The 14,372-nt window shown below is 44.2% G+C and carries 11 protein-coding genes, 1 pseudogene, 1 CRISPR repeat array and 1 riboswitch; of the genes and pseudogenes, 8 read left to right on the top strand and 4 right to left on the bottom strand.

Translation table 11 applies throughout. The annotated features are described in order from the left end of the window. Nucleotides 1–5: 5 nt before the first annotated feature. From cas6 to GBH70_RS08575, 8 genes and pseudogenes are all read left to right on the top strand, one after another. Nucleotides 6–752 (top strand): CRISPR-associated endoribonuclease Cas6, encoded by a 747-nt coding sequence (gene cas6 / locus GBH70_RS08610; protein ID WP_151680657.1) that lies wholly within the window; start codon nucleotides 6–8, stop codon nucleotides 750–752. Between the two features lie 179 nt (nucleotides 753–931). Next, a CRISPR array of direct repeats spans nucleotides 932–1,228; the repeat unit is 30 nt; unit sequence GTTTCTATCTTACCTATGAGGAATTGAAAC. A 72-nt stretch (nucleotides 1,229–1,300) separates the two neighbouring features. Continuing rightward, a protein-coding gene (locus tag GBH70_RS08605; RefSeq protein ID WP_371862244.1) for an IS3 family transposase occupies nucleotides 1,301–2,463 on the top strand; the annotation gives its coding sequence in 2 pieces (ribosomal slippage) (nucleotides 1,301–1,544 and nucleotides 1,544–2,463; 1,164 coding nt in all). 214 nt (nucleotides 2,464–2,677) lie between these two features. Next, nucleotides 2,678–2,836, top strand: a pseudogene (locus GBH70_RS08600) (DUF86 domain-containing protein); the annotation flags it as partial. 4 nt (nucleotides 2,837–2,840) lie between these two features. Beyond that, a complete protein-coding gene (locus GBH70_RS08595; protein WP_371862243.1) occupies nucleotides 2,841–3,923 on the top strand; it encodes an NAD(P)/FAD-dependent oxidoreductase in 1,083 nt (360 codons plus the stop codon). A gap of 148 nt (nucleotides 3,924–4,071) precedes the next feature. Further along, nucleotides 4,072–4,677 (top strand): methyltransferase, encoded by a 606-nt coding sequence (locus GBH70_RS08590; RefSeq protein ID WP_151680653.1) that lies wholly within the window; start codon nucleotides 4,072–4,074, stop codon nucleotides 4,675–4,677. Between the two features lie 282 nt (nucleotides 4,678–4,959). Next, nucleotides 4,960–6,423 (top strand): type I restriction-modification system subunit M, encoded by a 1,464-nt coding sequence (locus tag GBH70_RS08585; protein ID WP_151680652.1) that lies wholly within the window; start codon nucleotides 4,960–4,962, stop codon nucleotides 6,421–6,423. A gap of 4 nt (nucleotides 6,424–6,427) precedes the next feature. Continuing rightward, complete coding sequence (locus GBH70_RS08580; protein WP_151680651.1) at nucleotides 6,428–7,615, top strand: restriction endonuclease subunit S; 1,188 nt, start codon at nucleotides 6,428–6,430, stop codon at nucleotides 7,613–7,615. A 17-nt stretch (nucleotides 7,616–7,632) separates the two neighbouring features. Beyond that, nucleotides 7,633–10,971 (top strand): DEAD/DEAH box helicase family protein, encoded by a 3,339-nt coding sequence (locus tag GBH70_RS08575; protein ID WP_253693650.1) that lies wholly within the window; start codon nucleotides 7,633–7,635, stop codon nucleotides 10,969–10,971. A gap of 160 nt (nucleotides 10,972–11,131) precedes the next feature. On the opposite strand, the gene GBH70_RS16745 is transcribed toward GBH70_RS08575, so the two are convergent. The 4 genes from GBH70_RS16745 to GBH70_RS08560 are packed head-to-tail and all read right to left on the bottom strand — an operon-like array spanning nucleotide 11,132 to nucleotide 14,050. Continuing rightward, nucleotides 11,132–11,305, bottom strand: coding sequence for a hypothetical protein (locus GBH70_RS16745; protein ID WP_172967558.1), 174 nt, complete (start codon nucleotides 11,303–11,305; stop codon nucleotides 11,132–11,134). Between the two features lie 51 nt (nucleotides 11,306–11,356). Further along, a complete protein-coding gene (locus GBH70_RS08570; protein ID WP_151680649.1) occupies nucleotides 11,357–11,920 on the bottom strand; it encodes an ECF transporter S component in 564 nt (187 codons plus the stop codon). Nucleotides 11,921–11,932: 12 nt separating this feature from the next. Then, nucleotides 11,933–12,655, bottom strand: a complete 723-nt coding sequence (locus GBH70_RS08565) for a DUF4430 domain-containing protein (RefSeq protein ID WP_151680648.1) — start codon at nucleotides 12,653–12,655, stop codon at nucleotides 11,933–11,935. A 6-nt stretch (nucleotides 12,656–12,661) separates the two neighbouring features. Then, entirely contained in the window at nucleotides 12,662–14,050 is a 1,389-nt protein-coding gene (locus tag GBH70_RS08560; protein WP_151680647.1) for a prenyltransferase/squalene oxidase repeat-containing protein, read from the bottom strand. A gap of 56 nt (nucleotides 14,051–14,106) precedes the next feature. Then, nucleotides 14,107–14,254: riboswitch (adenosylcobalamin (AdoCbl) riboswitch) on the bottom strand. Nucleotides 14,255–14,372: the final 118 nt, after the last annotated feature.

The raw sequence follows: 14,372 nt of genomic DNA, 5'->3' as shown, positions 1-14,372 counted from the left end.
AATAAATGAGGCTTACGATTCGATTTAGACCAAAAAATGGAACCCTTACATTACCTATCAATTACGAAGAAGTGTTGCAAGGATTTTTATACCGCTCCATTCAAGATTTTGATCTTGCAGATTTTTTGCACAATATTGGATATCCGAAAGAAAAGCGGCGGTTCAAAATGTTTACATTTAGCCGGCTATACGGAACATACCATATTCATCGGCATGAGAAAAAAATCGAGTTTTTTGACCAAGTTACATGGTATGTTTCATCTGTGGTGGATTCGCTGATTGTAGATTTGGGAAGAAGCTATATGTTGCAAGGACAATTTACCCTTTATGGACAGCCAATTCATATTGAGGAAACAATAGTGAAAGCGCTAGATATCACCGCAAAGCGTGCTTATCCAATTCGAATGCTTTCCCCACTTACGATCTACAGTACTTATGAAAACCGATATGGCGACAAGCGAACCCATTTTTTCTCGCCGTCTGATCTTGTTTTTTCGGATATGGTTGAGAAAAATTTTTGTAATAAGTTTGAAGCTTATTTTCAAGCACAACCAACGGAGAGAGTTACTATTAAGCCGATCAAAGTAACAGAAAAAGATAAAGTGATTACAGCGTTTAAAGGATTCCGTATCAATGCATGGAATGGAATTTACGAAATTCAAGCCCCGTCCGCTTATTTAAAATTTATGTATGACGTTGGCGTTGGTGCCAAAAACTCACAAGGATTTGGAATGTTTGAAATCATGGAGTAGGTGTATTTTTCTGTCGTCGATCCCCAATAGCGTATGAATTCCAAGGGATCGACGACAATTCTCTAGTTGCCAGAATTCCAACTGGCGAAAGGAAAACAATGAATTGATTAAATGTTAAAAAACGTTTATACTAAAAATGTCTCTATTTTGCAAACGCTTATTTTATAAAGACTTTTGGCGTTTCTATCTTACCTATGAGGAATTGAAACAGGCTTAATACCTATGCTATGAACTACCATGCCTAGTTTCTATCTTACCTATGAGGAATTGAAACGCAAGTCGAATGTCGAATGCAGAAGGCAACATAAGCGTTTCTATCTTACCTATGAGGAATTGAAACTATGTCGGATCTCTCGTAATCACGCCGTCCTCTATGGCGTTTCTATCTTACCTATGAGGAATTGAAACTACTGGGTATACTTAATCATGCCGAGATAATCATTTTCGTTTCTATCTTACCTATGAGGAATTGAAACTTCATGATGCTAGTATAGTTTCATGGACACCCTTTAGTGAAATATAATATTAACGAAGGGATGTGTCCTGATATGGGTAACACAAGCGAAAAACGTAAAAGTTATCATGCTGAATTTAAAGAAATGGTGGTTGAGCTTTATCAAACTGGAACACCAGTAAAACAGATCTGCAGCGAATATGGCCTGTCTGAAACGACAATCTACAAATGGATCAGAAAACAAAAACCGGTTAAGCTGGATGACGGGAGCTCTTTTACCCCGGAAGAATTTCTGAACCTGCAAAAAGAATTGCACCGGCTGAAAGAGGAAAACGAAATCTTAAAAAAAGCTATGGCCATATTCGCAAAGAAGTAGATCAAACCACTGTTATATCCATGATTGACGAGATAAGAGCCAAACACCATTATGACCTTAAAACCATGTGTACGGTCCTTGGCGTGCCGAGAAGTACCTACTATCAATCCAAACAAAAAAAAGAGTCAAAAACAAAACGGGAAAACCGGGAGTTGACAGACAGAATACGAAAAATCCATACGGAAAGCAAGCAGAGGTACGGAGCGCCGAAGATCCGCCATATGCTTGAAAAAGAAGGGCTCAAAGTCAGCCTGAAACGGGTTCAGCGTTTGATGAAGGCTGCAGGCATTTATTCCATTATCAGAAAAAAGTACCGTCCCCATTCCAATAAGGGCAAGATGGAAGAACACGATAACCTGCTGAACCAGGACTTCTCAACGACAACCATCAACGAGAAATGGGTTACGGATATTACGTACATTCATACTTTGAGAGACGGTTGGTGCTACCTGGCTTCCGTAATGGATTTACATTCCAGAAAGATTGTCGGTTACGCTTTTGACCGCCACATGACGACTGAACTGGCTTTAAAGGCAGTAGAAAACGCTTATCAGGCACAACGTCCAGGTCCGGGATTGATCTTGCATTCTGATTTGGGATCCCAGTATACAAGCGAGAAATTTGCAGAATACATGGAAAAGAAGCAGTTCAAACACTCCTTCAGTAAAAAAGGTTGCCCATACGATAACGCCTGCATTGAGTCTTTCCATGCAATTCTGAAAAAGGAAGAGATCTACAGAGTCAACTATTTGAACTTTCAAGCTGCCAGAAGAGCCTTATTCGAATTTATAGAAGGCTGGTACAATCGGAAACGGATTCATAGCTGCTTGGGCTATATGACGCCACAAGAAACAGAAGACAGTATCAAAGGGGCAGCGTAGTGCTCTTCACAATATTACAAGCATCCGCTTTACATGGAGTGGCGGGCGTGGTAGGCTTGTTTGCCATGCGAAGGAAATCATTGCCTCTTGCGCCCTTCGCATAACACCACGCCCGCAGATGCTCTATGTCAAGCGACCAGCAGTCATGAAAAATATGGCATGAGATCAAAATTAAATTTCACTTATTGGTGTCCAAAATATTGACTTAAATCCACTAGCCGTAAAATTGAAGGCAATGATCGGATTCCGTAATATTGCTGTTTACGATTATCAGGCTATTAACTTGGAAATATTGAAGCAAATCATTGAGAACCACCTTGATGATTTTACTTCGTATACAAAACAAATCTTATTTTACAGGAAACAGGAGTGACATTATGCCATCTTATATCGTAGTCGGCGGCGGTGTGCTCGGGGCATCTGCTGCTTATCATCTGGCAAAAGCGGGCGCAGCCGTCACACTCATTGACAGGGCTGACAAGGGGCAGGCGACTGAAGCAGCAGCCGGAATCATTTGCCCGTGGCTGTCGCAGCGGAGGAACAAAGACTGGTACCGGCTCGCCAAAGCAGGTGCAAAGTACTACCCTGAATTAATCGCACAATTGGAAGAAGACGGAGAAACGGAAACCGGATATAAAAAGACTGGTGCCCTCAGCATACATACGGGTGAAGAAAAACTCGATAAAATGCAGGAACGGGCTTTGAAGCGGCGGGAAGATGCGCCCGAAATTGGCGAGATCAAACGGCTGTCGCCTGAGGAAACGCGCGGCATGTTTCCGTTGCTTTCCAGTGGCTTCAGCTCTGTCTATGTGGGCGGGGCTGCCCGCGTAAACGGAAAGGCGCTGCGGGATGCGCTAGTGAATGCTGCCCGAAAAAACGGGGCAGAAGTCATACATGGAAATGCCCGGCTGCTTGTGGAAGGCAGAAAAGTAATCGGGGTTGAAGCCGGAGGACGCACGATGCATGCGGACAAAACGATTGTGGCAGCGGGCGCATGGGCAAAAGAGTTGTTCAAACCGCTCGGCGCAACGTTCCAAGTCAGCCACCAAAAAGCGCAAATTATCCATCTGGAGCTGCCCGGCACGGATACTGGCGGCTGGCCTGTCGTGATGCCCCCGAATGACCAGTATTTGCTTGCGTTTGAAGGCGGTCGCATCATTGCCGGCGCCACCCATGAAAATACGGAAGAATTTGACCAGCGTGTGACTGCAGGCGGGCTCCACGAAGTTTTATCCAAAGTGCTGCCGGTAGCGCAAGGCCTGGCAGATGCAGCAATTATTGATGTAAAAGTTGGCTTCCGTCCGTTCACGCCGGGATTTTTGCCTGTCATCGGCGCGTGGCCCGGTTTTGGCGGGATTCTTGCCGCAAACGGGCTAGGTGCTTCAGGCTTAACCGTCGGACCGTTTTTCGGGGCTGAACTGGCAAGGCTCGCACTCGGCCGGGAAACGGAACAAGTTTGAAGTGTCCATTACTGTAAAAGGCAAAAGGCAAGGCTCGCACTCGGCCGGGAAACGGAACTGGATTTATCACCGTACGGACTGGAACAGGCAATAGAGCATCATTCGTTTCGTTCCGGAATGAAACCATAATAAACACAGGAGTAATGGCATGAACGATTCTTATATTGACGGGCTGTTAAATATTAAAACGACCGGGAAGCAGAAAAGTTTTTACGAATCGCTGCATTACAACCGGTATGAGCCAACGCCGTATTATGCGCTTGATGAACTGTTTGACCATTACGAACTAAGGGAGAGCGATCATGTTGTGGATTTCGGCTGCGGCAAAGGGCGGCTCAATTTTTACATTTACCATCTGTTCCACGCAACAGTGACCGGCGTTGAGATGAATGAAGTTTTCTACCGTGAAGCGCTCGAAAACAAGAAACGCTACGAGAAAAAATTCCCAAACCATCCCGGCCGGATTCATTTTAAACGATGCTTGGCAGAGGAATATGAGATCGCGCCTGAAGATAATCGCTTTTATTTTTTTAATCCGTTCTCGGCACAGATTTTTATGAAGATCGTGCAAAATATTTTACACTCGGTGGAAGAAGCGGGCCGGGAAACAGACATCATTTTATATTACCCATTGGAAGACTATATTTATTTCCTTGAAGACCGCACGCCGTTTGAAAAAATGCTTGAAGTCCCGCTGGCGCTTTTATATGAGCATAATCCATATGAAAAATTTGTGGTGTACCGGCTCGTATGATCATGATGCCCATATTCAAAGAACAACGGGAAGCAGTGGCGGGAGAGTACATGAATTCATGCTGGAATTTCCGTTGCGTTAAATGTGGTGTATGAAAATCAAACAGTTGTTCCATTAAAGTCCTCTGAAACATAAACCGGGGGATTTTCTTTTTTGTAAGAAATTGGTAAAGGCAATGGACAATGCATTTTTTTCCACGGAGGAAATACCGCTCCCTGCTTCCATCATCCTTTACTTAGTCGCTATAATAGTAATAAGTTCACTCAGGAGGAAGAAGTATTTATGATTACAGGCGAAATGAAAAATAAAGTAGATAAAATATGGGAAACATTCTGGACAGGCGGTATTACAAACCCCTTAACAGTGATTGAACAATTTACATACTTGCTGTTTATAAAAGGGCTTGATGATGCGGAGTTAATTAAAGAGCAGGAAGCGGAAGTTTTAGGGCTTCCGTATGAAGGCATATTCCCGGAAGACAAACAGCATCTTCGCTGGCACCGGTTCAAACAGCTTGGATCGGCAGACGAAATGTATGAAGTCGTTTCAAAAGAAGTGTTTCCGTTTATCAAAAGTTTGCATGGCAATGAGGACTCGGCGTATTCCAAATACATGGACGACGCCATGTTTTTGATCCCGACAGCAAATATGCTGGCGAAAATTGTGGACGGCATTGACAACCTGCCGATGAAAGGGCGCGATACGCAGGGAGACCTGTACGAGTATTTGCTGTCCAAGATCGCAACGGCCGGAACAAACGGACAATTCCGTACCCCGCGCCACATTATTAAAATGATGGTCGAATTGATGAAACCGACCCCCGAAGACATCATCATCGATCCGGCGATGGGTTCGGCAGGATTTTTGGTGGCGGCAAGCGAATATTTGCATCAACACCATGAGGATTTATTCCTCGTCCAGGGATTAAAGGAACATTTCCATAATACGATGTTTTACGGCAATGACATGGACCGGACGATGCTCCGGATTGGTGCGATGAACATGATGCTGCACGGTGTCGATAATCCGAACATTGCCTACCGCGATTCGCTATCCGAGGCGAATAAAGACAAGGACAAATACACGCTTGTACTTGCGAATCCGCCGTTCAAAGGCTCGCTTGATTACGAAGCCGTGTCGAATGATTTATTAAAAATCGCGAAGACAAAGAAAACAGAATTGCTGTTTTTATCTTTGTTTATCCGGATATTAAAACCGGGCGGCCGGGCAGCAGTGATTGTCCCGGACGGTGTCTTGTTCGGGAGCTCTAACGCCCATAAGAAAATCCGTAAAGAAATTATTGACAACCACAAGCTGGAAGCGATCATTTCGATGCCAAGCGGCGTGTTTAAACCGTACGCAGGCGTTTCGACCGCGATCATGATTTTCACGAAAACGGGGGCAGGCGGAACCGACAACGTATGGTTCTATGATATGAAAGCAGACGGTTTTTCACTAGATGACAAACGCAGTCCGATTGAAGAAAATGATATACCGGATATTATTGCCAGATACAATAATTTAGAAGCAGAAAAAGGGCGGAAACGGACAGAACAATCCTTCTTTGTACCGGTTGAAGAATTACGGGAAAACGAATATGATTTGTCGATAAATAAATATAAAGAGATTGAATATGAAGAAGTGGAGTATGAAGAGCCACAATTGATTCTTGAAAAAATTGAGAAATATGAACATGAGATAATACAAGGAATTAAAGAACTGAAAGATTCATTAAAAGGGTTGTGAAAAGATGGCTGTTATTTATAAAAAGCTAGGAGAAATTGCTGATATTTCAGCAGGTGGTACACCAAAAAGATCTAATCCAACTTATTGGAAAAATGGGAATATACCTTGGGTGAAAATTAGTGATATAAAAGGAAAGTACTTAGAAAAAACTGAAGAATTTATTACAGAAGATGGTTTAAATAATTCTTCTGCAAAATTGTTTAAGAAAGGAACTTTACTTTATACAATCTTTGCAACAATAGGAGAATGTGCAATATTAAATATAAATGCTTCAACGAATCAAGCAATTGCAGGAATAAATGTTAAAAGTGAAAAAGTATTGACTGAATATCTATATTACTTTTTGAAATCTATAAAAAATACAGTTGTAAATACTGGTCGTGGTGTTGCTCAAAATAATATTAATTTATCTATATTGAAAAATATTGATGTTCCACTTCCAGAAATTGAAGTTCAGAAGAAGATTATTAATTTATTGAATAAAAGTAATGAACTAGTTATAAAACGCAAATCCCAAATCGAAGCCTTAGACCAATTAACGCAAAGTGTGTTTTTGGAGATGTTTGGGGATCCGGTATTGAATAACATGAACTGGAATACTCAAAAGCTTTCAGAAACTGGGCAATTAAAAAGAGGATTGTCAAAGCATAGGCCTAGAAATGCACCTGAGCTTTTAGGGGGAGCCTATCCATTAGTCCAAACGGGAGATATTTCTAAGTCAGGAATATTTATTAAACAGTACACTCAAACTTATTCTGAATTAGGCTTAAAGCAAAGTAAGTTGTGGCCGGCAGGAACTTTATGCATTACAATTGCAGCTAATATTGCGGAAACTGGCATTCTTACCTTTGATGCGTGCTTTCCAGATAGTATTGTTGCATATTTACCAAATAGTTATATGTCCAACATCTACGTCCATACTTGGTTTAGCTTTCTTCAAAGAATTATAGAAGCAAATGCACCAGAATCTGCACAGAAAAATATAAATTTAAAAATTTTAAGCGAATTAGAAATTCCAGTACCACCGTTTGAGAAGCAAAAGAAGTTTGAAAATTTTATTCTAAATTTGGAAAATAAAAGAAAATTGTTTGAATTTAGTCTGTTTGAATTAGAAAATTCATTCAACTCCCTCATGCAACGTGCCTTCAAAGGCGAATTATTTACCGAAAAGGAAGAAGTGTCAGCTCTCTAATCCAAGGGGGGATATGGGTGTCGAACTTTGATTTTTTGAAAGAGAAGAAGCAGTACCGGAGTTTTGCAAAGGCTTGCTTGGAGGCGGAGAAGGCGTTGGTGGTGAGTCCGGCGGTGAGCGCGATCCAGTCGCGACGGGCGCTGGAACTGGCGGTGAAGTGGGTGTACCAGTATGATGGGGCGCTAAAAATCCCGTATCAGGATAATCTCTCCAGTTTGATCCATGACGCCAATTTTTTGGGGATTATCGATGAAGAACTGCTCCCGATGATGAAATATGTCGTCAAACTTGGCAATGTGTCCGTCCATACGAATGCGCCGGTGACCCGTGATGAGGCGGTGCTGTCCCTGCATCATCTCTACCAGTTTGTTTCCTGGATTGATTATTGCTACTCCGACACCTTTACGGCTGGTGATTTCGACGAATCATTGCTGCCTGTCGGCGAAGAGAAGCGGGTGCGTCCGGAAGAGCTGCAAGATTTGTATGAACAACTCAGCTCCAAAGACAAAAAACTTGAAGAACTGATGAAAGAAAACGAGGCATTGCGCCAAAAAACCGCTGAAAAACGTGAGCAAAACACGCAGGATTACGATTTCCATGTCGACGAGCTGAAGGAATTCGAAACACGGCTCAAATACATTGATCTTGACTTAAAACTGGCCGGCTGGGAATTCAACAAAGACATTGTACGTGAATATCCGGTCAGCGGGATGCCGAACCAGACCGGAAAAGGTTATGCCGATTACGTTTTATTCGGGGAAAACGGCAAGCCGCTCGCAGTGGTTGAAGCAAAGCGGACGTCAAAAGACGCGAAAATCGGCCGTCAGCAGGCAAAGCTGTATGCGGATTGCATCGAAAATATGACAGGCACGCGCCCCGTCATCTTTTACACGAACGGATTTGAAACGTATATTTGGCACGAGCCTTATCCGCCGCGGAAAGTGTCGGGCTTTTACAATAAAGAGGAATTGAGCCTGCTTTTGAATCGCCGCGAGATGAAACGACAGCTTAACAATATACGGGTGAACGACAACATCACAAACCGCTATTATCAAAAAGAAGCGATTCTCGCTGTTTGCAATGCGCTTTCCCGCAACCAGCGCAAAGCCCTGCTTGTTATGGCGACAGGAAGCGGGAAGACAAGAACTGCGATTTCCGTTGTCGATGTCCTTACGCGGCATAACTGGGTGAAAAATGTGCTGTTTTTGGCGGACCGGAAAACGCTGCTCAACCAGGCATATAAAAATTTTAATACTTTGCTGCCGAGCCTGACGTTGTGCAACCTGCTCGATAACAAAGATAACCCGGAAGAAGCACGGATGGTCTTTTCTACATACCCGACGATGATGAATGCGATCGACGAGGCAAGAAGGAAAGACGGTAAAAAGCTGTTTACGGTCGGCCATTTCGATCTCATCATCATTGATGAATCGCACCGGAGCATTTACAAAAAGTACCGCAGCATTTTTGACTATTTTGATGGAATCCTGCTCGGGCTGACAGCGACGCCGAAAGACGAGATCGACAAAAATACATATGAAGTATTCGGCCTTGAGAACGGTGTGCCGACTTTTGCCTATGAACTCGACCAGGCGGTAAAAGACGGGTACCTGGTTGATTACCGCACAATTGAAACGAAACTGAAATTCCTTGAAGAAGGCATCCGTTACGATGATTTATCGGATGAGGAAAAAGAAGCGTTTGAGGAAACATTTGAAGATGAAGAAAATGTAAAAGACATTGACAGTGCGGCGTTAAATGAATGGTTGTTTAATCAAAATACGATTGATACTGTATTAAAAAATCTCATGGAAAAAGGTCTTAAGGTGGAAGGCGGGGATAAGCTCGGGAAGACGATTATTTTTGCAAAAAACCACCACCACGCCGAAGTGATTGTCGATCGGTTTGATCATCTTTTTCCTGAGTATGGCGGCCATTTTGCCAAAGTCATTGATTACAGCGTGAAATACGTCCAAAGTTTGATCGATGATTTTTCCGACCGGCGTAAGCTTCCGCAAATCGCCGTGTCTGTTGATATGCTCGATACCGGTGTCGATATTCCGGAGGCGGTCAATCTTGTCTTTTTCAAAAAAGTGCGCTCGAAATCGAAATTTTGGCAGATGATTGGCCGCGGGACAAGACTTTGCCCGGACCTGTTCGGGATCGGCCAGGATAAAACGCATTTCCTCATTTTTGACTACTGCGGGAACTTCGAATTTTTCCGGGAAAACCCGAAAGGCATGGAAGGGGAGGTCGGCAAAAGCCTTACCGAAAAACTGTTCAATGCAAAAGTTGACATCATCCGTGAATTGCAGGGGAGCGATTACCAAAAAGAAGCATATATTCGCCATCGCAACGATTTGGTGGAAGAAGCGGTGAAAAGCATCCTCGTGCTTGACCAGGAAAATTTCCGTGTCCGCCAGCATTTGCAACAGGTGGAAAAATTCCGGAACCGCAGCAACTGGCAATCACTGTCCGTGCTTGATACAAATGAAATCAAGGAACACATTTCGCCGATTGTCATACCGATTGTGGAAGATGAGTTTGCGAAAAGGTTCGACCTGGTCATGTATACGATTGAGCTCGCGAAGCTGCAAATGAAAAATGCCACAAAACCAATCCGCAGCGTTGTGAAAACGGCGGAAGCATTGTCGAAGCTCGGCACGATTCCGCAAGTGCTTGAACAAAAGCCTGTGATTGACAAAGTACGGACTGAGGAGTTTTGGGAAAGCGCCGATCTGTTTGAACTCGATGCCGTCCGTGAAGCACTGCGCGATTTGATCAAATTTATCGAAAAAGAAACGCAGAAAATCTATTATACGAATTTCCAGGATGAAGTGCTGGAAGTGAAAGAAAACGGCCCAATGTACGAAGTGAACGATTTGCAAAGCTACAAGAAAAAGGTGCACCATTATTTGCAGGCGCATAAAGACCAGATTGCGATTTACAAACTAAACAATAATAAACCGCTGACCGCCGCTGATGTGGTGGCGCTCGAAAACATCTTGTGGAAAGAACTCGGCACGAAAGAAGATTACGAGAAAGATTTCGGCAATACGCCAATTACAAAACTGGTCCGCCAAATCGTCGGGCTTGACCCGAAAGCAGCCAATGCGGCATTTTCGGAATTCCTTTCTGAAGAGCGGCTGAATCTGAACCAGGTCCGTTTTGTCAAACTGATCGTTGATTATGTTGTGAAAAACGGTACGCTTGATAAAAAAGTGTTGCAGCAGGAACCGTTCAAAACCGTCGGCAGCATTGTCGAGATTTTTAAAGACAATATGGATGATGCCAGGAAAATTATCGGCATCATTGACACCATCAACCGGAACGCGGAGGAAATCGCCGGGGCATGAGCAAATAGGCGGATGGAAAGGGTGAAAAAACCTGTTCCAAAAAGCATGAAGAGTAATCGTTTTGCTTTTTCGCCTATAGATAGATGATCAAGAACCGGAGAAATCCATCATGATGGTGTCTTTCCGGTTCTTTTCCATTCTTTATATCAGTGGGCCAGTTTTAAAATGATTGTCCGCTTTGTTTGAGTGCGTCAATTTCCGGCGCTTTCTGATTCATGAAGGCGGTTGCGTTCGCTCCGGTCAGTTTTTTCTTTTTTAATTGGGGGCTGGTGGTATGCACTTCTGAACTCAGCAACATCTTGCTGTCCTTATGGCGGTTTTTTGCGGCAATCATTAGCGGGAACAGTCAAACAAGGCTGCCCGCAACAAAGGGGCAGCCTTGTTCCTAAACGCCGTATATCCGTTCTTTTTCTTTTGCAATTAATTTGATCAGGATTGGGCCCAAAATCAAGTAAATCACAAAGTTCCCTGCAGCATGGTAGCCATCAAAAAGCAGGCCGGCAAGGTAGTAAGTCCAAAACGCATACGGCCCGCCGATAAATAAATAATTCAATGAAACCATAAAGCCGAACAGAATGCCGGTAAATCCAGCATACAAACACAACACAATATGCGGGACTTTTTTGTAAAACTGTTTCTTGCCGAGCAGGCCGGAAAGCACGGCGACACTTCCCCAGGCAATAAACTGCATGATGGCAAAAAAACCCATGCCGAGAAACATGTCGGAACCGAAGACGGTTAAAAATGCAAGGGCCAGCCCGAAACGGATCCCGAATACGAATGAACTGCAAATAATGATGACGGTGCACGGCTGGACATTCGGAATCGAAGCCATAAAAATTCTTCCGGCGATGCTCAGTGCGGCCAGCACAGCGAGGAGGGCAATCTTTCTCGTTACCTGTGAAGCCGTTTTGGCCGATTTTCTGTTTTCAACCGGCTGTTTTTCCATTTGAAACATCTCCTATTCAGAATAGTACCATACGACCTGGTCGCCGGCTTTCAGTTTATACGTCCCCGCTGAATAATTCAGCTCCTTGCCGTTCACTTTATATTTCCAGCCGCTCATGCCGCCTTTATCCCCTTCATTCTGCCCGTCAATGCCTTTCACATAGGCGGTTGCACCAGATCCGGAGTAATCGAGGCTGATACCTTCCGCAGAAGCAGCGGTTTTTAACAGCGTAAAGGCGGTATCGCCGCTGTGGTATGCATATTTGCCGCTAAAAATGGTTCCTTTGTAGCCTTTAACCGTTAAAGAAACCGTTTCGGCTTTTTTTTCGGAAGATGCATTGGGGCTGCTGCCTGCGATGCTGCTTCCAGAATCTGATGAAAAAGCGCCGGATGACGTACTTTGGGTTGTGCTGACCGTTGTAGCCGTTTTTGAAGCCGGCGTTTCCCCGGTTTTGCTCTTAGTAGAAGATTTGCTGAGTGTATCATTGGAGCTGCCGGATTTGCTGTTTGCAGCACTTGGGTTGCTGTCTGATTTGGTTTTACTGCCACTGCTGCCGGCAGCGGTGCTTGTTTGCGCTGCATCCTCCGATTTGGCTGGGATGCTTGCAGTTTGTGTGGCCGCAGAATACGTTTTGACCGTTTTTGTTTCAGTATGGAAACCATCGATAAAAAACCAGGCGCCGAACGCGATCAAAAGCACCGCAACACTGTCAATGATGATACTTTTTAATTTCATTCCCGGTCACACCCCCAACAGCCTTTTCCGAATGACAAGCAGGATGACGCCTACACCGGTCGAAATGGAGCCGACCCAACCGTGCACAGGAGAGACGCCCGTTGTTTTTGTGGTCACCACTTTTTGGGGCTGCTGCTCTTTTTCTGCCGGTGCAGCTGAAGCCTTTGCAGTGGCTGCTTTTTTATCGGCATTCGAAGTTTTTTTCGTTTTTGCCGGCGTTTGTTTTGTGTCCACCGCCTTTTTGGTAATGGTGTTGTTTTTCGTGATGGTATTGGTTTTGGTGATCACTTCTTTTGTATTCTTTTCAATCACATTCGTGGCAGCCGCAGAATTGCCGGATGCTGTATTGGAACTTGATTGGCTTGCGGTATCCGTACTGCTGTTTCCTGATCCGGCTGATTTTGAAGCCGTATTGCCCGAATCCGGATTGCTGTTTCCGTTTTCCGTTGCGGCTGTGCTGCCCGTACTGCTTTTTTGCGTAAAATCGTACAGCGTATCTCCTTTTTGGAAAAGGTCATAGGCGACGAGTGCCTGAAGCACCTGTTCTGTGGAAAAACTGTCGGAAGCATCGCTCGTTGCCATCCATTTGTAGCCCCCGTTTTTTGTATCCTTAAAAGTGCTGAGCATCGATACCGGATTTGTGCCGCTTTTTACAAAATCCCCTGTTGTAGGGTCAACATCAACGGAAGTCAGTCCTATAATGGCCTGGGCGGTGCTGCATGAATTAATACCCCAGTTGTCAAAGCCGGCATTGTCCTTTTCCGCCGCTTTTAAGTATTTAATGCCGTCCTGTATGGCATTTTTTACATCCTCATCATGCCTATCCTGATACGTCCCGAGCGCGGTCAGCACCATCCCGGTTGAATCCACATCCGAGGCCGTTGCGGACGGGCCCCAGCTCCAACCGCCGTCTGGAAGCTCTAAATCCACAAGTTTGGCTGCGATTTTTGCCGGCGTATTCGGTGCATCGCCCGGAATCGAATAATTATCCGTATTCAAGGCGATTAAATCGTAGGCGTAGCCGGTCGTAGTGCTTTCTTCCTTTGTTTCAAACACGCTTCTCACGAGATTTTTGCCTTCAAAATTTGCCGGATCCTCGCCGATCGCTTTTAAAGCAATGATCGTTTTGTCGAGTTCCGTTCCGGTTAATGTTTTGGAATTAACCCTTTCTTTTATAACGCTGCGGTACTGTTTGATTTCATTGGCTGTCAGCAGATTTTCCTTCGCCAATGCAGCCACCACAAAATCGGAATTTAATGCTGATGATTTAAAGTATGAAGCTGTATCCGCAATGTCTTTGCTTACCGAAACAGCCGCAAAACTATGTGACGGAACCGCGAAGGCCAAAACGAAGGCTATCCCCCAGATGAGTCCCCTCAACCTTTTTCCAACCATATCACTCTCTCCTTTCCATAAAAAAACCCTTGTACGCAGAGGTATACAAGGGCAGAAAAAATTTTTCGCCTATACCTCGTAGGCTCCAAATAAACCGACAGCTTGGGAGAAAGACCTGACTTAGGAAAAGTTTTTCCATCACAGTGGCGGGACCGTATAGGATTTTCACCTATTTCCATCGCCCAAGCCCGTATTTAAATGTCAATTACTAATTATAAGCCATCATTTTACTGTTGGAAAGAACATTTTCGGCTGCCGTTTCATTGACAAACGGCCGGCACTGTGCTAAATAATAGTATGTTAGCACTCTGGTGTTTTGAGT

It is taken from the genome of Weizmannia acidilactici (genome assembly GCF_008974225.1).
Taxonomy (GTDB): Bacteria; Bacillota; Bacilli; order Bacillales; family Bacillaceae_C; genus Weizmannia; species Weizmannia acidilactici.
This window is presented reverse-complemented; position numbering and strand designations above follow the sequence as displayed.